The organism is Microbacterium sp. LTA6, from assembly GCF_045690355.1.
Lineage (GTDB): Bacteria > Actinomycetota > Actinomycetes > Actinomycetales > Microbacteriaceae > Microbacterium.
The window spans coordinates 812413-834349 of sequence record NZ_CP147855.1 but is presented as its reverse complement, the minus strand read 5'-3'; the positions used below and the strand labels follow the sequence as shown (position 1 = coordinate 834349).

General features: G+C 67.6%; 22 protein-coding genes. 12 read left to right on the top strand and 10 right to left on the bottom strand.

The annotated features are described in order from the left end of the window. Window positions 1-152: 152 nt before the first annotated feature. The 3 genes from LTA6_RS03890 to LTA6_RS03880 form a co-directional block, all read right to left on the bottom strand. Window positions 153-1493, bottom strand: a complete 1341-nt coding sequence (locus LTA6_RS03890) for a uracil-xanthine permease family protein (protein WP_407358667.1) — start codon at window positions 1491-1493, stop codon at window positions 153-155. A 104-nt stretch (window positions 1494-1597) separates the two neighbouring features. Beyond that, window positions 1598-1798 carry a dodecin family protein gene (locus tag LTA6_RS03885; RefSeq protein ID WP_341976228.1) on the bottom strand — a complete coding sequence of 67 codons (201 nt, stop codon included), beginning with the start codon at window positions 1796-1798 and terminating at the stop codon, window positions 1598-1600. A 90-nt stretch (window positions 1799-1888) separates the two neighbouring features. After that, entirely contained in the window at window positions 1889-2767 is an 879-nt protein-coding gene (locus tag LTA6_RS03880) for a phosphoribosylaminoimidazolesuccinocarboxamide synthase (protein ID WP_407358666.1), read from the bottom strand. Window positions 2768-2876: 109 nt separating this feature from the next. On the opposite strand from LTA6_RS03880, the gene LTA6_RS03875 reads away from it, so the two are divergent. The 5 genes from LTA6_RS03875 to LTA6_RS03855 all read left to right on the top strand — a co-directional run bounded on the left by LTA6_RS03875 (window position 2877) and on the right by LTA6_RS03855 (window position 8007). After that, entirely contained in the window at window positions 2877-3425 is a 549-nt protein-coding gene (locus LTA6_RS03875) for a GNAT family N-acetyltransferase (RefSeq protein WP_407358665.1), read from the top strand. A gap of 251 nt (window positions 3426-3676) precedes the next feature. Further along, window positions 3677-5104: a DHA2 family efflux MFS transporter permease subunit gene (locus LTA6_RS03870; protein ID WP_341978264.1), complete on the top strand. Its 1428-nt coding sequence runs from the start codon at window positions 3677-3679 to the stop codon at window positions 5102-5104. Window positions 5105-5153: 49 nt separating this feature from the next. After that, complete coding sequence (locus tag LTA6_RS03865; RefSeq protein WP_341976225.1) at window positions 5154-5684, top strand: GNAT family N-acetyltransferase; 531 nt, start codon at window positions 5154-5156, stop codon at window positions 5682-5684. Between the two features lie 119 nt (window positions 5685-5803). Further along, window positions 5804-7282 carry an amino acid ABC transporter substrate-binding protein/permease gene (locus LTA6_RS03860; protein ID WP_341976224.1) on the top strand — a complete coding sequence of 493 codons (1479 nt, stop codon included), beginning with the start codon at window positions 5804-5806 and terminating at the stop codon, window positions 7280-7282. Continuing rightward, window positions 7279-8007 (top strand): amino acid ABC transporter ATP-binding protein, encoded by a 729-nt coding sequence (locus tag LTA6_RS03855; protein WP_341976223.1) that lies wholly within the window; start codon window positions 7279-7281, stop codon window positions 8005-8007. The genes LTA6_RS03860 and LTA6_RS03855 overlap by 4 nt, the downstream gene beginning before the upstream one ends. A gap of 19 nt (window positions 8008-8026) precedes the next feature. Here the strand turns inward: LTA6_RS03855 and purD are convergent, their stop codons facing one another. Further along, entirely contained in the window at window positions 8027-9304 is a 1278-nt protein-coding gene (gene purD, locus LTA6_RS03850) for a phosphoribosylamine--glycine ligase (RefSeq protein ID WP_341976222.1), read from the bottom strand. 238 nt (window positions 9305-9542) lie between these two features. After that, window positions 9543-10214, bottom strand: a complete 672-nt coding sequence (locus LTA6_RS03845) for a CoA pyrophosphatase (RefSeq protein ID WP_341976221.1) — start codon at window positions 10212-10214, stop codon at window positions 9543-9545. Window positions 10215-10325: 111 nt separating this feature from the next. Between LTA6_RS03845 and LTA6_RS03840 the strand changes: the two genes are divergently transcribed. Beyond that, window positions 10326-10694, top strand: coding sequence for a sterol carrier family protein (locus LTA6_RS03840; protein ID WP_341976220.1), 369 nt, complete (start codon window positions 10326-10328; stop codon window positions 10692-10694). Window positions 10695-10878: 184 nt separating this feature from the next. Further along, window positions 10879-11193, top strand: coding sequence for a potassium transporter Trk (locus LTA6_RS03835; protein WP_341976219.1), 315 nt, complete (start codon window positions 10879-10881; stop codon window positions 11191-11193). A 6-nt stretch (window positions 11194-11199) separates the two neighbouring features. Here LTA6_RS03835 and LTA6_RS03830 read toward each other — a convergent pair whose 3' ends face one another. Then, the gene (locus LTA6_RS03830) at window positions 11200-11832 is read right to left on the bottom strand and encodes a zinc-binding alcohol dehydrogenase (protein WP_341976218.1); all 633 of its coding nucleotides are present in this window, start codon (window positions 11830-11832) and stop codon (window positions 11200-11202) included. An 85-nt stretch (window positions 11833-11917) separates the two neighbouring features. On the opposite strand from LTA6_RS03830, the gene purM reads away from it, so the two are divergent. The 3 genes from purM to LTA6_RS03815 are packed head-to-tail and all read left to right on the top strand — an operon-like array spanning window position 11918 to window position 15816. Then, complete coding sequence (gene purM, locus LTA6_RS03825) at window positions 11918-13033, top strand: phosphoribosylformylglycinamidine cyclo-ligase (RefSeq protein WP_341976217.1); 1116 nt, start codon at window positions 11918-11920, stop codon at window positions 13031-13033. A gap of 6 nt (window positions 13034-13039) precedes the next feature. Continuing rightward, window positions 13040-14515: an amidophosphoribosyltransferase gene (gene purF / locus LTA6_RS03820; protein WP_341976216.1), complete on the top strand. Its 1476-nt coding sequence runs from the start codon at window positions 13040-13042 to the stop codon at window positions 14513-14515. Then, window positions 14512-15816: an MFS transporter gene (locus tag LTA6_RS03815; protein WP_341976215.1), complete on the top strand. Its 1305-nt coding sequence runs from the start codon at window positions 14512-14514 to the stop codon at window positions 15814-15816. The genes purF and LTA6_RS03815 overlap by 4 nt, the downstream gene beginning before the upstream one ends. A 61-nt stretch (window positions 15817-15877) precedes the next feature. On the opposite strand, the gene LTA6_RS03810 is transcribed toward LTA6_RS03815, so the two are convergent. Further along, on the bottom strand, window positions 15878-16063 hold the full coding sequence (locus LTA6_RS03810; protein WP_102193934.1) for a DUF3073 domain-containing protein: 186 nt from the start codon (window positions 16061-16063) through the stop codon (window positions 15878-15880). A 148-nt stretch (window positions 16064-16211) separates the two neighbouring features. Here LTA6_RS03810 and LTA6_RS03805 point away from each other — a divergent pair, with 148 nt between their 5' ends. Further along, entirely contained in the window at window positions 16212-16757 is a 546-nt protein-coding gene (locus LTA6_RS03805; RefSeq protein ID WP_341976214.1) for a universal stress protein, read from the top strand. A 127-nt stretch (window positions 16758-16884) separates the two neighbouring features. On the opposite strand, the gene LTA6_RS03800 is transcribed toward LTA6_RS03805, so the two are convergent. The 3 genes from LTA6_RS03800 to LTA6_RS03790 all read right to left on the bottom strand — a co-directional run bounded on the left by LTA6_RS03800 (window position 16885) and on the right by LTA6_RS03790 (window position 20998). Further along, window positions 16885-17511, bottom strand: coding sequence for a PadR family transcriptional regulator (locus LTA6_RS03800; RefSeq protein WP_341976213.1), 627 nt, complete (start codon window positions 17509-17511; stop codon window positions 16885-16887). Then, entirely contained in the window at window positions 17508-18347 is an 840-nt protein-coding gene (locus tag LTA6_RS03795) for a DUF4097 family beta strand repeat-containing protein (protein ID WP_341976212.1), read from the bottom strand. The genes LTA6_RS03800 and LTA6_RS03795 overlap by 4 nt, the downstream gene beginning before the upstream one ends. A 164-nt stretch (window positions 18348-18511) precedes the next feature. Continuing rightward, window positions 18512-20998, bottom strand: coding sequence for a glycogen/starch/alpha-glucan phosphorylase (locus LTA6_RS03790; RefSeq protein ID WP_341976211.1), 2487 nt, complete (start codon window positions 20996-20998; stop codon window positions 18512-18514). 118 nt (window positions 20999-21116) lie between these two features. Between LTA6_RS03790 and LTA6_RS03785 the strand changes: the two genes are divergently transcribed. Next, window positions 21117-21896, top strand: coding sequence for a MerR family transcriptional regulator (locus LTA6_RS03785; RefSeq protein ID WP_341976210.1), 780 nt, complete (start codon window positions 21117-21119; stop codon window positions 21894-21896). Window positions 21897-21937 lie beyond the last annotated feature (41 nt).

The following is a 21937-nucleotide window of genomic DNA, read 5'->3' as shown; positions in this document are numbered from 1 at the left end:
GCTCCTGAAGGGGGGTCCGGTGCTCTTCATAGGCTGAATGAGCATTCAGCGATAAATCTATACGGCAGTGCGTGCGTTGCGGAAGTTCGGAGATTGGAACGAGTGGATCCGGATGCTCCTGACGACGCATCCGGATCCCACAGCTGCTCCCGTTAAGCGGGGTCGCCGCCCAGCGGACCGACAGCCGGAATCGGGCCGCCGTCATCGGCGCCGCTCTTGCGCCACCGGGCGATCGCGTTGCCCAGGTGGTAGATGAGCAGAGCCGCGACCGTGCCGAGCACGATCGCGCCGAGCTGGAAGCTGCCCCAGCTCATCGCGAAGCCGGCGATCGCGATGACGAACGACACGGCCACCGTGTACTGGTTCACCGGGCGCGAGAAGTCGACGCGGTTGTCGACCCAGATCTTGATGCCGATGACGCCGATCAGGCCGTAGAGCGCTGTCGTGACGCCACCGAGAACACCGGCGGGGATCGTGTTGAAGATGACGCCGACCTTCGGCGAGAACGCGAGCAGGATCGCGACGACGCCGGCGACCCAGTACGCGGCGGTCGAGTAGACGCGAGTCGCCGCCATCACGCCGATGTTCTCGCCGTAGGTGGTCGTTCCCGACCCGCCGAAGCCACCCGCGAGAGTGGTCGCCAGGCCGTCGGCGAGGAGGGCGCGGCCGGTGTGCTTGTTGATCGACGGGTCGTTCGTCATGGTCGCGACGCCGCGCACGTGGCCGACGTTCTCGGCGATGAGCACCAGCACGACGGGCAGGAACATCGGCACCAGACCCCAGGCGACCGGATCGCCGACCGCGGCGAGGTGGAAGTCGGGCAGTCCGACCCAGGCCGCCTCGGCGACGCCGTCGAACTTCACCTGACCGGTGAAGAGCGCGACGATGTACCCGACGATGACGCCGAGGAAGATCGAGATGCGCCCGAGGAACCCGCGGAACAGCACGCTGAAGAGAACCACGGCTGCCAGCGTCACGGTCGCGAGCTCCGGCTGCTGCTGGAAGTTGTTCCATGCGGCCGGAGCGAGGTTGAAGCCGATCAGAGCGACGATGGACCCGGCCACCACCGGCGGCATGAGCCGGTCGATCCAGCCGGTGCCGACCGCCTGTACGAGGAATCCGACGAGTGCGAGCAGCACACCGGCGGCGACGACACCGAGGAGCGCCTGCGTGATCTGTTCGGCCGACTCGAGGGCCTGACCTGCATTGAGCGCCGTGATCGGGGCGATGAAGGCGAAAGAGGAGCCGAGGTAGCTGGGCAGACGGTTGCGGGTCAGCAGCAGGAACAGCAAGGTCCCCAGGCCGGAGAACAGCAGTGTCGTCGAGACGGGGAACCCGGTGAGGATCGGAACCAGGAAGGTCGCGCCGAACATCGCGACGACGTGCTGCACGCCGATCGCGATCGTGGCGGGCCAGTTCAGACGCTCATCGGGTCGGACGACGGCACCGGGTTCGACGGTGCGACCGTCTCCGTGCAGGTTCCACAGCGGCATGCGTGCTCCTCAGGGTCAGGGTAGAACTGGGGAAACACTATCGGCTCGCCGTCGATGAGCTCGTGCGCCCGATCGCACGTGCGGACGGGGCCCGACGCCGGACGTCAGTCGAGGACGAAGGTGACCTCGAGCGTCACCTGCCACTCGGTGATCGCGCCGTCGCTGACGCCGACCTTGTGCTCTTTGACCCAGGCGCCGCTGACGTTGCGAAGAGTCTCGCTCGACCTCGCGATCCCGAGCCGGACGGCATCCTCGAAGCTCTCCGTCGAGCGGGCGGTGATGGTGGTAACGCGTGCAACGGACATGGCGATCCTCCTTGACGGCCTGTGGACCTCCCATGCAACGCGTGTTCCGCGGCATGCGCAAGAGGCAGCGCCGATCCTGTCGGAGAAGCGTCAGGCCCCCAGGCGGTCGATCAGCTCGCGGTATCGGTCTGCGGTGCGGGCGACGATGTCCTTCGGAAGCAGCGGCGGCTCGCCCTGCTTGTCCCAGTTGGCCGCCAGCCAGTCGCGGACGATCTGCTTGTCGAAGCTCGCCATGCGCTCGTTCGGAGTCGAGCCCGCACGCCAGGATTCGGCATCCCAGTACCGGGACGAGTCGCTCGTGAGCACCTCGTCGGCGAGGCGCAGCGTGCCGTCGGCATCCGTGCCGAACTCGAACTTCGTGTCGGCGAGGATCAGACCCTTCTCCTCGGCGATGGCTGCGGCCCGCGCGTAGATCGCCAGCGACGTATCGCGCAGCTCGGCAGCGCGTTCGGCGCCGACCAGCTCGACCGTCTGCTCGAAGGTGATGTTCTCGTCGTGCTCGCCCATCGGGGCCTTGTACGCCGGGGTGAACAGCGGTTCCGGCAGTCGGTCGCCGTTCTGCAGCCCCGCCGGCAGCGGAATGCCGCACACGGTGCCGCTCTCCTGATACTCGGCCCACCCTGAGCCGGTGATGTACCCGCGCACCACGCATTCGATGGGCAGCATTTCGAGCGACTGCGCGAGCATGGCCCGGTCGGCCACGGACGCCGGGATCTCGCCCTCGGCGAGGTGATTGGGCACGTCGGCGAGCTGGGCGAACCACCAGCGGCTGAGCCGCGTGAGCAGCGCGCCCTTCTCCGGGATACCCGGAGAGAGTACGAAATCGAAGGCGCTCACCCGATCGCTGGCGACGACGAGGATGCGGGTGTCCGCAGCATCCGCCGACGCGAACAGGTCGCGGACCTTGCCGGAGTAGATGTGCCGCCAGCCGGGGATGCTCTGTGCCGTGCCTTCAGAAGGAGTGCTCACCCTGCCATTATCGCGGTTCGGCCGGTGTCGCTCTGCGGTAGGGCGGATAGCGGGTGCGGACTGCGTCGACGAGCATCCGGATGTCGTCGGGGTTGCCTACCCTGGAACGGTGTCCGACGACCTGCTCACCCCGCGCCTGCGCTTGTCTCGCCCGAGCCCCGCGGATCTGGATGCCGTTCACGCGATCAACGCGGACTCCAGAGTGTGGACGCACTTCCCGAGCCTGCGGCACAGGGAGCTCGCCACGACCGTGGCGATGATGGAGCGCTGGGAGCGCAGCTGGAACGAGGCCGGGCTGGGATCGTCGGTGGTGCGGCTGCGGAGTACCGGCGACGTGATCGGAAACGGCGGGTGCACGCTGCTGGGCGGCGAAGTATGGAACGTGGGCTACCGGATCGCGGCCGATCATCACGGTCACGGCTATGCGACCGAGGTCGCCGGCGCCGCCATCGAGCGCGCACGGGCAATTGATCCCGACCGCCCGGTGATCGCCTTCCTCGTCGAGCACAATCACGCCTCCGCTCGAGTGGCCGAGAAGCTCGGGCTGCGTCTGGTGCACCGCGGGCCGGATGCAGGGAACCATGACCCTTCGGTGATGCGGCTCGTCTACGCCGACCGGGATCTGACCGCGGAGCAGCTCGCCGCGACGCTCCGGTAGCGACCCGGTGCGGGAGCGATCCCTGGATGTCGTCGTGCGGTTCGCCGAGACCCACACTCGGCGCCGAGACCCCCGTCTGTGAGCGTGGGTCTCGGCGGCAGGTGTGGGTCTCGATATCACCTGCGCACGCGGGGGAGGGATGCCGTCCGCATGTCGGATCCCGGGTGTAGCGTTGCGCCGTGACTTCCCCTGAGCGCACCACGACCGGTTCGATCCTGCAACCGCGCAGCCCCTGGCCGGCGCTCTGGGCTATGGTGATCGGCTTCTTCATGATCCTCGTCGACACGACGATCGTGTCGGTGGCGAATCCGGCGATCAAGGCCGCACTCGATCCGGACACGAACAATCTCGACAACGTCGTCTGGGTTACCAGCGCCTATCTGCTCGCCTACGCGGTGCCGCTGCTGATCACCGGGCGGCTCGGCGACCGCTTCGGGCCGAAGAACATCTACCTGATCGGCCTCGCCGTCTTCACGCTCGCGTCGCTGTGGTGCGGGCTGTCGACGACGCTCGAGGGCCTCATCATCGCGCGCGCGGCGCAGGGGCTTGGTGCGGCCTGCATGACTCCGCAGACGATGGCCGTGATCACCCGCACGTTCCCGCCCGACCGCCGAGGCGCAGCGATGGGACTGTGGGGCGGCACATCCGGCGTGGCGATGCTCGTCGGGCCGCTGGCCGGTGGATTGCTGGTCGACGCATTCGGGTGGGAGGCGATCTTCTTCGTGAACCTCCCCATCGGCATCCTCGGTTTCGTGCTCGCACTGTTGCTGGTGCCGAAGCTCGAGACGCATCCGCACCGCTTCGACATTCCCGGGGTCTTTCTCAGTGCGGTCGCGCTGTTCCTCATCGTCTTCGGGCTGCAGGAGGGCGAGGCTCACGACTGGGGCATGATCTGGGGGCCGATCTCGGTGTGGGGTCTCATCGCGGCGGGTGTCGTGGTGCTCACGTTCTTCCTCTGGTACCAGGCGCGCACCAAGAACGAACCGCTGGTGCCGATGGCGCTGTTCCGCGACCGCAACTTCTCCTGGTCGAACGTCGCCATCGCGACCGTCGGCTTCACCGTGACGAGCATGTCGCTGCCGTTGATGTTCTTCCTGCAACTGGCCCGGGGGCTCACGCCCACCGAGGCGGCGCTGCTGATGATCCCGATGGCCGTGGCCGCCGGCGTGCTCTCGCCGTTCGCCGGGAAGGTGCTCGATCGGATCGACCCTCGCATCATGCTCGTGCCCGGACTGCTGCTCGTCTCCGCCGCGCTGTTCCTGTTCGCCTTCCTGATGAACACCGAGGTCGATACCGCGTGGCTGCTCGTGCCGTCGGCGATCCTCGGGATCGGGAACGCCGGAATGTGGGGGCCGCTGGCCACCACGGCGACACGCAACCTGCCTCGGCTCCAGGCCGGTGCCGGCGCCGGCATCTACAACACCACCAGGACCGTCGGCTCGGTGCTCGGCTCCGCCGCGATCGCCGCGTTCATGCAGAGCCGCATCGAGGCGAACCTTCCGGGCGCCGGAGATGCGCCGGGTGGCATGGGTGGCGGGTCGCTGCCGCCCGCGGTCGCCGCGCCGTTCGCCGATGCGATGGCGCAGACGATGCTCATGCCGGCGGTGCTCATCCTGTTCGGGGTCGTCGCGGTGCTCTTCCTGCGCGGCAAACCGTCTTCCGCGGTCGACCTCCGCTAGACGCCCGCGTCGTTTTGCGTTCGCCGCATCCGTCTGCTGGGCTGGACCGATGACGATCGCACTCATGCGCCCCACCACCGAACTGTTCGACAGCTGGTCTTCGGCCATGGCCGAGTTCGGCGAATCGCACATCGACGGCTCGGGGCTGACGGCTCCGGTGACGCCGGACCGGGCGACACTCGACGCGCTCATCGCCAAGGCCGCACTGTTCGCCGACCCGGACGCGGAGTTGCCTGAGGGGTTCGTGCGCGACGACATGTACTGGATCGTCGATGACCACGAGGTCATCGGCACGCTGTCGTTCCGGCACGCACTGAACGACTATCTCAGCGAGGTCGGCGGCCACATCGGCTACGCCGTCCGGGAATCCCGTCGTCGCCGGGGGTACGCATCCGCGGCGCTTGCGCTGAGCCTCGACCGTGCCAGGGAGGTCGGCCTCGAGCGCGTGCTGCTGACGTGCGATGACGACAACGTCGGTTCCTCTCGCACCATCGAGCGTGCCGGCGGCGTTCTGCAGGACGTCACCGACCAATCGGCGCGCGGGCACGCGCTGCTGCGTCGGTACTGGATCGAGCTGTAGCGGAAACGCGCTCACACGCTCCCCGACGCGGGCGACACGCCGTCGCCGGTTAGGGTTGATGGTCGACGACCATCGCGGTGACAGCATCTGTCGCCCATCCGATCCGAGGAGCATCCGTCGTGATCCGTAATCCCTCTCCCGTGTCCGCGCGTCTGCGCGCGCTCGGACGCACCGCCGGAGCGATGGCGCTCAGCGCGTTCGTCGCTGTCGGTGCGCTGCTCGGCGGGGCATCTGCCGCCGCCGCGGCCGATGGCACCGAGACCTATGTCATCGGCACCGACACGACGTTCGCGCCGTTCGAGTTCACCGACGAGAACGGCGACCTCGTCGGCATCGACATGGACCTGCTCCGCGCGATCGCCAAGGATCAGGGTTTCGAGGTCGAGATCCGTCAGCTCGGCTTCGACGCCGCGGTGCAGGCGCTCCAGGCGAACCAGGTCGATGCTGTCATGGCGGGCATGTCGATCACCGACGAGCGTGAGAAGACCTTCGACTTCAGCGAGCCGTATTTCACCAGCGGTATCCAGCTCGGAGTGCTCGAGTCCAGCGACATCCAGTCGCTCGACGACCTCGACGGCGAGGCGGTCGCAGTCAAGACGGGCACGCAGGGGCAGACCTTCGCGGAGGAGAACCAGGACGAGTACGGCTTCAAGGTCACCCCCTACTCCGACACGACCGACATGGTGGATGCCGTGAAGGCCGGCCAGGCGGTTGGCTACTTCGAGGACTTCCCGGTGCTGGCCTATGGCATCCAGCAGGGCTCCGGGTTCCGCCTGGTCGGCGAACCAGAGCTCGGCGGCGAGTACGGCTTCGCGGTCAACAAGGGGATGAACCCCGAGCTGGTCGAGATGTTCAACGCGGGCCTCGCGAACCTGCAGGAGTCCGGCGAGTACGACGAGATCGTCGACACGTATCTCGCGGGCGGGGAGAAGTCGACGCAGGCGACCGACATCATCTCGGTCGCCGTGCAGTACTGGCCCGCTCTCATGCAGGGTCTCTGGCTGACGATCCTCGCGACGCTCGTCGCCCTCGTCGCCGCCTTCATCCTCGGACTGGTGTTCGGCTTCGGCCGCATCTCGAAGTTCGCCCCCTTCCGTTGGCTCGCGACCGCCTATGTCTTCGTCTTCCGCGGCACACCGATCCTCGTGCAGGCGTTCTTCGTGTTCTTCGCCATCCCGCAGTTGTTCCCTGGGCTCACGTTCAACCCGTTCGTCGCGGGCGCGATCACGCTCTCGCTGAACACCGGTGCCTACATGACCGAGATCATCCGCGGCGGCATCCAGGCCGTCGATCCCGGCCAGGCGGAGGCGTCGCGCTCGCTCGGGCTCGGGCACTGGAAGACGATGCAGAAGGTCGTGCTGCCGCAGGCGTTCCGCATCATGATCCCGTCGTTCGTGAACCAGGGCATCATCACCCTCAAGGACACGTCGCTGATCAGTGTGATCGGGCTCGCGGAGCTGACGTTCGTGTCCCGCCAGATCATCGCCTCGACGTACCTGTCAGCGCAGGTGCTGACGATCGTCGCCATCATCTACTTCGTCGTGATCACGCTTCTCACGCTGCTCGCGAACCGCCTGGAGAGGAAGTTCAACGCATGAGCAAGATCAAGGTCACAGACCTGCACAAGTCCTTCGGCGACAACCACGTGCTCAAGGGCATCGACCTCACGGTCGAAGACGGTGAGGTCGTCGCCGTCATCGGGCCGTCAGGATCGGGCAAATCCACCCTGCTGCGCTGCCTCAACAAGCTCGAGGAGCCCAGCTCCGGGCACGTCATCATCGACGGCGTCGACCTCACCGACCGGAGCGTGAAGCTCGACGAGGTGCGTCAGCGCATCGGCATGGTCTTCCAGCACTTCAACCTGTTCCCGCACATGACGGTGCTCGAGAACATCACCCTCGCGCCCATCGAGCTCGGAAAGCTCTCCAAGGCCGAGGCCCGCGAGCGCGCCCTCACGCTGCTCGCCCGTGTCGGTCTCGAGGAGAAGGCGGACGCGAAGCCGGCATCCCTCTCCGGTGGCCAGAAGCAGCGTGTGGCGATCGCCCGTGCCCTGGCGATGGATCCCGAGATCATGCTCTTCGACGAGGCGACGAGCGCGCTCGACCCCGAGATGGTCGGCGAGGTGCTGCAGGTGATCCGCGACCTCGCGTCCGGCGGCATGACCATGGTTCTGGTGACGCACGAGATGGGTTTCGCCCGCGAGGTCTCAGGTCGGACCGTGTTCATGGACGGCGGGGTCGTGGTCGAAGAGGCCACGCCAGCCGAGTTGTTCGGTGCCCCGAAGAACGAGCGCCTGAAGGACTTCCTCTCCAAGGTGCTCTGAGCCGCGGGACTGCTCCGGGCTACTCGGCGACGCGGGCGGCGATGTCGGTGCGGAAGTGCGAGCCCTCGAGCTCGATACGGCCGATCGCGTCGTAGGCGCGTTCGCGCGCGGTGCGGAAGTCGGATGCCACGGCGACGACGTTCAGCACACGACCGCCGGTCGCGACGAGCGAGCCGCCAGGAGCATCGGGGCCCGCGGTCGCGGCATGCACGATGCGGACGCCGTCGACGGCAGCGGCATCCGCCAGCCCTTCGATCGGGCGGCCGGTCTGCGGCGCCTCGGGGTATCCCTCGCTGGCGAGAACCACGGTGATCGCGACGTCGTCGCTGAAGACGGGGTCGGGCTGGTCTTCGAGGGTGCCGGATGCCGCGGCGAACAGCAGCTCTGACAGGGGTGTGACCAGGCGGGGAAGCACCACCTGCGTCTCGGGATCGCCGAAGCGCGCGTTGAACTCGATGACCCGCACCCCGGCAGGGGTGAGGATCAGTCCGGCGTACAGCAGACCGATGAACGGCGTGCCCTCGGCGTCCAATTGGCGGATGACCGGAAGCGCGACATCGCGCGTGATCTCGTCGACGAACTCCTGCTCGCTGCCGAACTGCTCGGCCAGCCAGGGCAGGGGGGAGTATGCGCCCATGCCGCCGGTGTTGGGACCGGCGTCGCCGTCGAGCGCTCGCTTGAAGTCCTGCGCCGGGCTGAGCGCCCGTACGGTGTCGCCGTCGCTGAGGAAGAAGAGCGACACCTCGGGGCCGGAGAGGAACTCCTCGATGAGCAGGGGCCCGGCCGGCAGATAATGCGCGGCATGCGCGAGCGCTTCGGCGCGGTCGGAGGTGACGATGACGCCCTTGCCGGCGGCGAGTCCGTCGGCCTTCACGACGTAGGGGGCGCCGAGGTCATCGAATGCAGCCTCGACTTCTGACGCGGTGGCGGCGCGCACGGCGCGTCCGGTCGGCACGCCGGCAGCATCCATCACCCGCTTCGCGAAGGACTTCGAGCCCTCCAGCTGCGCGGCGGCCTTGCCCGGACCGAAGACCGGGATGCCGTGGGCGCGCAGCGCGTCGGCGACGCCCGCCACGAGAGGCGCTTCGGGACCGATCACCACAAGGTCGACGGCGTGCTCGTTCGCGAACGCGGTCACCGCGCCGCCGTCGAGCGGGTCGACGTTGACGGGGGTGGCATCCTGCGCGATGCCGGCATTGCCGGGCGAGACGAGAATGTCGTGCTCAGCCTGCTCTGCTCGCAGGGCGAGGATGATCGCGTGCTCACGGGCACCGGAACCGAGGACAAGGATCTTCACCTGTACAGCCTACCGAGGGGGTCAGCCGGGGTTTCCGTCCATAACTCCGGAGAACGGGCGGCATATGACCCGGATTCGGGGCCAAGGCGCCCGCCGCGCGGTGTTTCTCCGGAGTTGTGGCACGCGCGGCCGCCGGTCACCGGTTCGCAATTCAGGAAACTTCGGGCATTCGAGCCCCATCCGGGCCGCGCTGCGTTGTGTCGGCCAGGTTCTTCCTGAGTTGTGAACGCGTCACGCCTCAGATCGGACGCTCATCCGCGACGTCCCAGGGCACGGTCCATCCCGCGGCCTCGAAGATGCCATCGAGCACCATCGCCGTGAAGCCCCAGACGATCGTGCCGTCGACGTCGAAGGCCGGGGCGCGAAAGGTGAGGTCGCCGTGCTGTCGTACCGAGGTGTGCCGCGTCGCCGGGTCGAGCAGCTGGGCCACCGGCACCCGGAACACGTCGACGGTTTCGGCGTGATCGACGGCTGCGACACGGGAGGGCATGCGCCACCATGCGAGCACGGGCGTCACCCGGTGGTTGCTGACCGCGAGCGGGATCACCGGAAGCGGCGTGAGCACCTCGACACCGGCCGGGTCGAGCCCGGTCTCCTCCTGAGCCTCGCGCAGGGCGGTGGCGATCGCGTCGGCATCGCCCGGATCGCGGCGCCCACCAGGGAACGACACCTGTCCCGGGTGCGAGGACAGGGTCGAGGCACGGCGCTGCAGCAGCACATCGAGATCTTTTGCCACCGCGGTGTCGGAGTGCGGGGCCGGGATGCCGTCCAGCACGCCGAACAGGATGAGCACGGCCGCGTCGTTGGCGGCATCCGTGTCAGCGAGCTGCGGAAACCGGCCCGTCCAGTCGTAGTCCGAGGTCGCGGCGAGCAACTGGGCGCGGGCCCCCTCGGGATGCGGCGTGCTCATGGTCCGAGCCTAATCCGCGCGGGGATGGACTGGTCCGGTGGCGGATCAGGATGCCGGAGGTAGGCTCGGCGGATCGACGGGACGCAGCACGCGGGAAGGGACGACCGACCGATGGCCAAGAGGATCGACACCGGCGAGGGACGAGCGGCGCTCGAAACGGTGCACCTCGCGGATGCTTCAGGAGCGAAGCCACCGCGAGCGGCGCTCGCGACCGCCGTCCGCTATCTTCTGCAGCTGCTCGACGAGAAGGCCCCGGGCAACAGCGTCGAGGTGCGCGTTCCTCCGTTCGGCGCGGTGCAGGTCATCCAGGGTCCCCGGCACACGCGCGGCACGCCGCCGAACGTGGTGGAGATGGATGCCGCGACCTGGATCGCCGTCGCGACAGGCTCCGAGCCCTGGGTCGACGCCGCAGCCTCGGGGCGCATCAGCGCCTCCGGCATCCGCGCCGACCTCAGCGACGTGCTGCCGCTGCGGCCGTAGTCCCGGGATTCGCCCCGCCGCGCCATCCGCCCGCCGCCGTCCGACCAGTTTGTCGGCTCGGGATCATGGATGCCGGCTCCGATCGGCCGATCTCGCCGACATTCCGCACTTCGAGCCGACAGTGTGATCCCGCGCGAGCGCACGCCGAGGTACCGTTACCGGCGAACGGTGGGACAATGGTTCCATGGCTCCCACCGATTCTCACCAGACCGTCGAAGTGACGGTGCGCCGTGTGCCGCGGTACGGCGTGTTCATGGGAATCGGCGTCGTGCTCGGCATCATCGCAGCCGGCATCATCACCCTGACGGGGAGTTACGAGCAGTCCGTCGCCCTCGATGTCGTCTACCCGCCGAGCCAGGTGTTCGGGTTCGCCCTGCTGTGGACGGTCCCGATCGGCCTCGCCCTCGGCGGGGTGGTCGCGCTGATCCTCGAGCGAGTGGCTCGCCGCCATGATCGCGTCGCCCTGGTCGACCGCGAGACGATCACCGAGTCCGACTGATCGGACTCACGCCAGCTCGGCGATGATCGGACGGATCGCCGCGTCGAAGGCGACGATGTCGCGACGCATGCCGTCGGTGACGGCCACGGTGAGCGCACCGATCCACCAGATGCCGCGTTGCGAGAACGGCAGCACCTGCACGTTCAGTTCGAACGAGTGGGCACGGCGCCCGATGTCGCGTTCGAATTCGGCGATCGCACTCGCGTAGGCACGGTACGAGTCGCCGCCGGGATGACTGATGCCGGCTCTGCCGCTCGTCGTGCTCCGAATCGAACGCACGTAGCGGTCGTGCGCTCCTCGTGCGAACTGCAGAGCGGATGCCGCATGCGGCGCGATCGCCGCCCGGAGCTCCTCTGCGCCCGTCGCGGGCAGGGCGACCAGCGTCTCGAAACCGTCGACGAGTTCGAGCGGCACGCCGGAGGGATGCGCGCGCGGTTCGACCGTCATGTCCCAGTACTCGCGCCATTGGGCCTCGACTTCAGGTGAGGCATCCGCCGCGTCCGGCGCGCGGACCGGCAGCTCACGAAGACTGGGCAGATCTTCCGGAAGGCGCACGCCGAGCGTCTGCCGGAGTGCGAGCGCGAGGAGCACAGGGACGCTCGCGTCCTCTCGGATCAGCCACTGCGGCTTGTCGGCCATGGCCCCATCGTAGGCGCGTCCGGACCTGGCGTTCGAGGATCTTTCGGCGGAGTGCCGCCCCCCGTGCGGGCGGTAGGCTTGACGGGTGGCAGACTCCCCCACTAACACGTACGCCGCAGCAGGTGTCGACACCGCTGCAGGCGATCTGGCCGTCGAGCTGATGAAGTCGTCCGTGCGCGCGACGCACGGCCCCGAAGTGCTCGGAGGCGTCGGCGGATTCGCCGGACTCTTCGACGCCAGTGCGCTTCTCGGCTATCGGCGCCCGTTGCTCGCCAGCAGCACCGACGGCGTCGGCACGAAGGTCGCGATCGCGCAGGCCATCGACAAGCACGACACCATCGGCCAGGATCTGGTCGGCATGGTCGTCGATGACATCGTCGTGGTGGGTGCGAAGCCCCTGTTCATGACCGACTACATCGCCTGCGGCAAGGTCGTGCCAGAACGCATCGCCGACATCGTCCGCGGCATCGCGCAGGCCTGCTCGGCGACGGGAACCGCCCTCGTCGGTGGTGAGACCGCCGAGCACCCCGGCCTCCTCGGGCCGCGTGACTACGACGTGGCGGGAGCTGCGACGGGCGTGGTCGAGGCCGACGCCATCCTCGGCGCGGATCGTGTGCGCGACGGCGACGCCGTCATCGCGGTCGCCTCCAGCGGTCTGCACTCCAACGGCTTCTCCCTCGTGCGCCACATCGTCACGCGCGCAGGTATCGGCTACGGCGACAACGCTGCCGATCTCGGCACGACCTGGGGCGAGGCGCTTCTCGAGCCCACGCGCCTCTACACGCTTCCCCTGCTGCGCCTGATCGAGACGCTCGGCGGCGGCGTCCACGCTCTCAGCCACGTCACCGGCGGCGGAATCGCGGCGAACCTCGCGCGCGTGCTCCCGCAGGGCAGCTGGGCCGAGGTCGACCGCAACTCCTGGTCGCCGAGCCCGGTGTTCCGGGTGCTCAGTGACATCGCCGGCTCCACTCTCGAGTCGGCCGAGGGCACCTGGAACCTCGGCATCGGCTTCCTCGCGGTCATCGCCGCAGACAAGAAGGATGCCGCGATCGCGGCGCTGTCCGCAGAGGGCATGCCTGCGTGGCAGGTCGGAACCGTGGGCTTCGGCGCGCGGCCGGCAGGAGAATTCGAACAGGGCGCCAAGGGCGTCGACGGCGGAGCGGTGCGCCTTGTCGGCGCGTACGCGGACGGAGCGAAATAACACCCCATGTGCGGCATCGTCGGAATGGTGGGGACAGCCCCGGTCAATCAGGACATCTACGACGCACTCCTGTTGCTGCAGCATCGCGGCCAGGATGCGACGGGCATCGCCACGGCAGAGCCGAACGGCATCATGCACAACGCCAAAGCGCAGGGGATGGTGCGGGAGGCGTTCCGCACCCGCGACATGCGTGCGCTTCTCGGCAATGTGGGCCTGGGCCATGTGCGCTACGCCACCAAGGGAACCGCCTCGAGCGAAGAGGAGATGCAGCCGTTCTACGTGAACGCGCCGTACGGCATCATCCTCATCCACAACGGCAACCTCACCAACACCCGTGAGCTCACCGCCGACATGGCACAGCGCGACCGTCGCCATCTGAACTCGTCGAGCGACACCGAGCTGCTGCTGAACGTCCTGGCCGGCGAACTGCAGTCGACGACCTCGGCCGTCGACCTCGAGCCCGAGCGCGTCTTCGAAGCCGTGGCGCGCACGCAGGAGCGCATCGAAGGCGCCTACGCGGTGATCGCGGTGATCGCCGGATACGGCCTGCTCGCGTTCCGCGATCCCTTCGGCATCCGCCCGCTCATCCTCGGTCACCGCATCGGACGCGACCAGGACGGCAACCCGAAGGGCGACGAGTGGGTCGTCGCGAGTGAGTCGCTCGTGCTGGAGAACGCCGACTACGAGGTCGTCCGCGAGATCGAGCCCGGCGAAGCGGTGTTCATCACCAGCGAGGGCGAGCTGCACAGCAAACAGTGCGCGACGGATCCGCGACTCACGCCCTGCGCGTTCGAGTACGTCTACCTCGCCCGCCCCGACTCGGTGATGAACGGCATCTCGGTCTACGAGTCGCGGCTGCGGATGGGCGACCGGCTCGCCGACACGATCGCCAAGCATGTGCCGATGGACAAGATCGACGTCGTCATGCCGATCCCCGACTCGTCGCGCCCCGCGGCGATGGAGGTCGCGCGCAAGCTCGGCATCGAGTACCGCGAAGGCTTCTACAAGAACCGCTACGTCGGACGAACCTTCATCATGCCCGGCCAGGCAGTGCGCAAGAAGAGCGTCCGTCAGAAGCTCAATGCGATGTCGACGGAGTTCCAGGGCAAGAACGTGCTGCTCATCGACGACTCGATCGTGCGCGGCACGACGAGCAAGCAGATCATCCAGATGGCACGGGATGCCGGGGCGATCTCGGTGACCTTCGCTTCGGCGGCGCCGCCGGTGCGGCATCCGCACGTCTACGGCATCAACATGCCGTCGCGTCACGAACTCATCGCGCATGGGCGCACCATCCCGGAGATCGCCGAGGAACTCGGCTGCGACCACCTCGTCTACCAGGAGGTCGACGACCTGAAGGCCGCGATCACCGAGGGGTCGGCGGTGACCGAGCTCGACATGAGTTGCTTCGACGGTCACTATGTCACCGGCACCGTCACCGACGAGTATCTGGCGTGGGTCGAGGGGTCGCAGACGTCATGACGTCGAGCACTCGGCCGCTGTGGCAGGGCCGGGCGCTCGCGCTGCTGGGCATCCTGCTGGTCGCGTTCTCGCTGCGGTCGGCCGTCGCCTCGTTGTCGCCCGTGGTCGATCACATCGATCGTGACTTCGCGCTTTCGTCGGTCGTCATCGGGCTGATCGGTGCGGCACCGCCGGTGTGCTTCGCGATCTTCGGGCTGATCACCCCGCTGCTCGAGCGTCGCTTCGGACTGGAACGGGTCGCCGTCGCGGCCATCGCCGTGATGGCCGCAGGTCTCCTGCTGCGCGGCTTCGCGGTCGATGCCACCACCCTGCTCGGTGCGACGGTGGTCGTGTTCGCGGGAGTCGGGTCGGGCAACGTGCTGCTGCCGCCGCTGGTCAAGAAGTACTTCCCCGACAGGCTCGGCGTCATGATGACGCTGTACTCCACCACGATGGCCGTCTCCACCTTCCTGCCGCCGATGCTCGCGGTCCCGGTGGCCGACACGCTGGGCTGGCGGGTATCACTGGGGATGTGGGGCGTCTGCGCCGCGCTCGCCCTGATCCCGTGGCTGACGCTGCTGGTGCAAGGAAAGGCCGACGTGGTGGTCGCCGCGCCCGTCGTCGAGGAGCCGGACCAGATCGCGCGCCCCTTCGCGCCGGATGCCGTCGAGGTCGCCACCGGACCGATTGCCGTCTCGCCGGCGAACCCGCGGATCTTCGGACGGCTCTGGCGGCTACCGCTGGCGTGGGCGCTCGCCATCGTCTTCGGCGCCTCCTCCACGACCGCGTACGTGTCGTTCGCATGGTTGCCGACCCTGCTGGTCGACGTCGGCGGCGTGACCCCGGCGACGGCCGGGTTCCTGCTCTCGTTGTTCGCGCTGGTCGCCCTTCCGTGCTCGATGGTCGTGCCGATCCTGGTGGTGCGCTTCCAGGCGACGCGGCCGCTCTTCTTCTTCGCGGCCGGCGCGGGACTCGTCGGTCTCGCGGGTCTGCTCTTCGTGCCGACCCTGGCGCTCGCTGTGTGGGTGATGATCTACGGACTGTCGGCGATCATGTTCCCGTTGAGTCTGGTGCTGCTGAGCATCCGCGCGCGCACCCCGGAGAGTGCTGTCGCACTGAGCGGGTTCGTGCAGAGCATCGGCTACGCGATCGCGGCGGTCTTCCCGCTGCTGATCGGCATGCTGCACGAGGTCACCGGTGGGTGGCAGGTGCCGTTGATCGTGATGGCCGGAGTGCTCATCGTCTCGCTGCCGGCCGGCTATATCGCCGGGCGCCGTCGCACGATCGAGGACGAGTGGGAACGCCGGCACGGTCGCTGGTGACCGGCTGATACGAAGAATCCCCCGCGCAAAGCGCGGGGGAGACCGAGGAATGAGTCGGCGGTTACGCCTTCTCGAGTTCGTCCTCGTCTTCGTCTTCGTATTGATCTGCCCACTTGTCGACGTACTCGTTCTCGTCGCTCGGATGCGCAAGCTCGCGCTCCAGCGCCGAGTAGTTCACCGACGGACTGTACGACTTGAGTTCGCGGGCGATCTTGGTGTGTTTCGCCTTCTGACGGCCACGGCCCATGCGCGACCCCCTTCACGAGTTGAGGTGCGGGCAAACTCGGGCCCGACGCATTCACGGCACCGGCGTGCGGCCGGTAAGAGTAGCATTCAGAATAGCACGCGCGTAAGGGCCTCTGGCCGCTGCCAGGCAGGTGAAGGGAACGATTCTCATGTCAGACAACACCTCCACTCCATCCGACGAAGCCGCACAGAACGTCGCATTGCAGAAAGCGGTGATCGTCGGGATGCAACCGGGCCAGGCCCGGCATGTGCTTGATGAGGCCGCCCGCTATGCCCGATTGCTGAACGCGCCGCTCATCGTCGTCCACGTCGACGTCACCCGTTTCGTCACCTACGAGGATCCAGACGGCTACGTGCACTCCGCGCCCATCGATCTCAACCTCGATGCGGGTGAGGCCGAGTTCGACGCTGTGCAGGCCGAAGCGGGGGAGATCCTCGACCGCACCGGCCTCACCTGGACGGCGCGGCAACTCGTCGGTGACCCGGCGCTGGCGATCAAGCAGCTCGCGGGTAAGGTCGATGCCCAGTTGATCGTCGTGGGCACGCGCAAGCGCGGTATCGGTGAATCGATCAGAGAGTTCTTCACCGGGTCCGTCGCGGCGCGCCTCGCGCATCGGCAGCATCGTTCGATTCTTGTGGTCCCGCTCGGCGAATCCGTGCCGGACGACCAGAAGGAGATCTGGCCGGAGTCCTAAGCCGGGCTCGCCCCGGTCGTTGAGCGCAGCGAGACGAAACGCGCCGTCCAGCGTATGACGCGGGATCGACGCGTTTCGTCTCGTCGCTGCGCTCCTCGCTCAACGACCAGGGGTTCGGGTTGCGCGGTCAGCGGCCCAGTGAGTTGAGCCCGACGGTGATGCCGCGGGCAGCGGTATCCAGGGCGCCCTCGAGGTCGGTGACGATGGATGCCGGCAGTTCGCCGCCCCGAGCGACATGCGTGCGCAGGTCGGTGCGCACCTGTGCACGGAAGGCATTGATCAGAGCATCCGCCCGGTGCAGCTCTTCGCGACTGGAAACCCGGGCGTCGCCCGCCGGTGTCCGCGGGCGGGCCTTCGCCGCGCTCCGCTCGTCGCGCTCGGCCGATGCGAGGTCGGCGCGGAGGCTCTTCATCGCGTCCTGCACGCTCTGGCGCACCTCATTGGCGATCAGCCGCACCGAGTCCGCGAGGCCGGACTCGATGCCGGCCAGGTCCCCTTCGCGGGAGGCGAGCTCTGCGCGACCGGCTTCCGTGATCGCATAGATCGTGGTGCGGCCGTCGACGGTCTTCGTCACCAGGCCCTCTTCCTCGAGCTTCGCGAGCCGCGGATAGATGGTGCCGGCGCTGGGCGTGTAGGTGCCGCCGGTGCGATCGGTGAGAGCCTGGATGATGCCGTACCCGTGCTGCGGCGCCTCGGCGAGCAGCGACAGCAGGTACAGGCGCAGATCGCCGTGCGAGAAGACTGCGGGGCTCATGATTCCCACTCCGCGTCGTCGGCGACGGATGCCGTGGCGCGGCGCAGTACGGTGATGGAACCCGACACCGAATTGGCGCGCACGTCGACGAAGCGTCCGGCGAGTTCTCCGGTCGAGCCCGTGTAGTTGCTCGGACCGGAGGAGTTGCGCTCGATCCCGTCGATCAGGATCCGGCCGCTCATCGAGCGCGCGACGTAATTCGCGGGCAGCGTCTCGTCGAGGCGGACGGTGCTGGATCCGGCGACCGTGTTCAGGTTGATCGTGTTCACGTCTCCCATGGCGTCCACCAGGGCGGCGCCGGAGACGGTGTCGATCGTCGCCTTGCGCACGGCGCCGGTGACAGCCACATCGCCGGAGACGCTGTTGGCGCTGAGCGAGCCGGTGAGGCCGCGCACCTGCACGTCGCCGGAGACCGAGTTCACCGTCAGATCGCCGATGAGCGTGTCGACGATGATGTCGCCGGAGACGGTGCTGAGGCGGGCGTCGTTGCTGATGCCGGAGACGAGCGCCCCCGCGCTGACGACGCCCAGGTTGAGGGCGATCGCGCGCGGAACGGCGACGCTCACCTCGGCGCGCGGTCCGCCCGAGCCGAAGTTGCGGAAGACCTCGAGGAAGTTGTCCCAGCCCAGCTGCGGGTGGTCGATCTCGACCTCGCCGCCGTGGGACTCCACGCGGAGGTCCTTGATGGTGACGCCGTGCACCTCGATGCGGATGCCCGGCTCGTCGTGGGCGATGATGTCGATCTGTCCGCCGACGAGGCCCACCTTGAGGCGCGTCACGGATTCGATGTCGATGACGCGTTCTTCGCCGGGGGCGATGAGCCACTTCTCGGTCATGTCCTTCTCCTGTGTCTGGGGATTCGCGATATATCGCGTGTCATCACAGTAACACGATATATCGCGAGTCTGTCAAGCCCTGTTCCGTTCAAAGAGCGCAAACGGCTGCATCCGCGGGCGAAATGCAGCCGTTTGCGCTCTTTGAACGCTGAGGGGAGCGCGCCTCAGAACGCGGGCGGCGTGTGCCAGATGCGGTCGATGTAGTCGCGGATCGATCGGTCGGAGGAGAAATAGCCGCAGCGGGCGACGTTGAGGATGGCCGAGCGCGTCCAGGCATCCTGGTCGGCGTAGGCGGCATCCACCCTGGCCTGCGCCGCGATGTACGCGGAGTAGTCGGCGAGCACCATGAACCGGTCGTCGTAGAGCAGATTCGACACGATCGGCTCGAAGACCGACCGATCGCCGCTGGAGAACGTGCCGGAGGCGATCAGGTCGATGGCCCGGCGCAGCCCCTCATCGGCCTGGTAGAACTCGCTGGGGCGGTACCCGCGCACGGCGAGCGCCTCCACCTCTGGCTCACTCATCCCGAACAGGAAGAAGTTCTCGTCGCCGACGAGCTCGCGGATCTCGACGTTCGCGCCGTCGTCGGTGCCGATCGTGAGAGCCCCGTTGAGCGCGAACTTCATGTTTCCGGTTCCGGAGGCCTCCTTGCCGGCGAGCGAGATCTGCTCGGAGAGGTCGGCGGCGGGGATGACCCGCTCGGCGAGGGTGACGTTGTAGTTGGGCGGGAAGATCACCTTCAGCCGCCCCTCGAGGCGAGGATCGGTGTTGACGACAGCGCCGACCGCATTGATGAGGTGGATGATCCGCTTCGCCATCGCGTAGCCAGGGGCGGCCTTCGCGCCGAAGATGAACGTGCGCGGCTGAATCTCGTCGACGGCCACCCGCCCCGACACGACGCCCTCGTAGGCGCTGACGATGTGCAGCACCTTGAGCATCTGCCGCTTGTACTCGTGCAACCGCTTCACCATCACGTCGAGCATGTGCCCGTCGCTGACCTCGAAGCCGTCCCGTTCCAGAAGCACTTCGCTCAGGCGGCGTTTGTTCGCCGCCTTCACCCCGGCGAACGCAGTGCGGAACTCGGCATCCGCTGCGAACGGCTCGAGGTCGCGGAGCCGCTCGAGGTCGGTGACCCAGCCGTCGCCGATCGCTGCAGTGATGAGGTCGGAGAGCTCAGGGTTCGCCAGCCGCAGGAACCGTCGCGGGGTGACTCCGTTCGTGACGTTGGTGAACTTGCCGGGATAGAACTCGTTGAAGTCGGTCAGCACGTTGTCGCGCAGCAGCTGGGAGTGCAGTTCGGCGACGCCGTTGACCTGCGCACCGGCGACCGTCGCGAGATACGCCATCCGCACCGAGCGCTCGGGATGCTCGGCGATGATCGACATGTTGCGGATGCGCATCTCGTCGTCACCGAAGCGCTCGCGCACCGCCGCGAGGAACTCCTCGTTGATGCGGTAGATGATCTCCAGGTGGCGGGGGAGCAGCCGGCCCAGCAGCTCGACCGACCACACCTCGAGCGCCTCCGGCAGCAGTGTGTGACAGGTGTAGGCGAAGCACTGCCGGGTGATCTGCCATGCGGCATCCCACGCCATTCCTTTCTCGTCGACGAGCACCCGCATGAACTCGGGCACCGCGATGACGGGATGGGTGTCGTTGAGCTGGAAGATCACCCGCCCAGGCAGCTCGTTCAGGTCGAAATCGTCGGCGATCATGGTGTCGAGGAAGTCGTGGATGGATGCTGCGACGAAGAAGTACTGCTGCTGCAGCCGCAGCTCCTTCCCCTGCGGGGTCGAGTCCTCGGGGTACAGCACTTTCGAGATGTTCGCGGCGTACGTCTGCGCGCGCACGGCCTCCTCGTAGTCGCCGGAGTTGAAGATGCGCAGGTCGAAGGCATCCGTGGCGACCGCGCTCCAGAGTCGCAGCGTGTTCACGCGCCCGTTCTGGAATCCGGGAACCATGTAGTTGTAGGGCACCGCCTGCACGTTCCACGCCGGGATCCACCGACTGCGCATCACGCCGCCGTCGTCGAACTGCTCCGTGCGACCGCCGAACGAGATGGTCTGCGCGGCCTCCGGGTGCGGGAACTCCCAGGGGGAGCCCATCGTCAGCCAGGCATCCGGCTGCTCGACCTGCTGACCGTCGATGAAGGTCTGTCGGAAGATGCCGTACTCGTAGCGGATGCCGTAGCCGATGTTCGGCACGCCCATGGTCGCGAGGGAGTCGATGAAGCACGCGGCAAGACGACCGAGGCCGCCGTTGCCGAGGCCGGGCTCGACCTCCTGCGCGCGCAGGTCGTCGAGCTCGATCCCGCAGGCGGCGAGCGCCTCTGCCGCGATCTCGGTCAGACCGCTCGCCAGCAGATTGTTGTCGAGCTGGCGCCCCAGGAGGTACTCGGCGGAGAGATAGCAGACGCTCTTGGACGGTGCCTCCTTCTGGCGGCGCAGGTCTTCGAGCCAGCGCGCCATCAGGTAGTCGCGGACGGTGTAGGCAAGCGCGAGATAGCGATCGTTCGGGCTGGATGCCGAGAGGGCGACCCCGCAGTGGAAGTTGAGGTTGCGCAGGAACTCCTGCACGAACCCGTCCACCGTGCTCGGTGGAGCGGTGACGGGGGCAAGGGCGAGCGGGTGGGTGGCATCGCGGTTCTCTGGCACGTATCGACGGTAGCGAGCGGGTGTATCGCGCGCATCAACAAGTCGTGAAGAGTTCGCGCTTGACATTGACGTAGCGGCAACTTCTACGGTGGAGATATCGACACGGAAGGAGGATGCCATGGACAGGCGCGACTGGTCGATCCAGGAGATCGCCCGCCTCGCGGGCACCACGAGCCGCACGCTGCGTCACTACGACGACATCGGGCTGCTCGCGCCGTCGCGGATCGCGCGCAACGGGTATCGGCACTACGACGAACATGCCCTCGTGCGGCTGCAGAGGATTCTGCTGCTGCGCGAACTCGGCCTGGGTCTGCCGCAGGTGCGCGAAGTGCTCGAGAAGGAGCGCAGTGAGGCATCCGCGCTCGAGACCCACCTCGCGCTCCTGCGCGAGGAGCAGAACCGGCTGACGCGGCAGATCGTGTCGGTCGAATCCACAATCAACGCATTGAAAGGAGGTGAAACCCTCATGGCAGAGAACATGTTCGACGGTTTCGACCACACCCAGTACAAGGACGAGGTCGAAGAGCGCTGGGGCAAGAAGGCCTACGCCGACAGCGACCGCTGGTGGCGCGGGATGACGGATGCCGAGCGCACCGCATGGCAGCAGCGCGTGTCCGACCTCGGACGCGACTGGATCGCCGCCGCGGAGAGCGGCATCGATCCGGCATCCGCCGACGCCCAGGACGTCGCACGTCGCCACGTCGAGTGGCTCACAGGTATCCCCGGCACCCCGGCCGCCGTGCCCGGAGGCGACGCGAAGGCGTACGTGATCGGTCTCGGCGAGATATACGTCGCCGATCCGCGCTTCGGCGCGAACTACGCGACGGCGGACGGCGGCACCCAGGGTGCCGAGTTCGTCCGTGACGCGCTCCGCATCTACGCGGAGGCCAACCTGTAGTCGGCGGGACGTTTCGTCTCGCTTCGCTCGCTCAACGACCG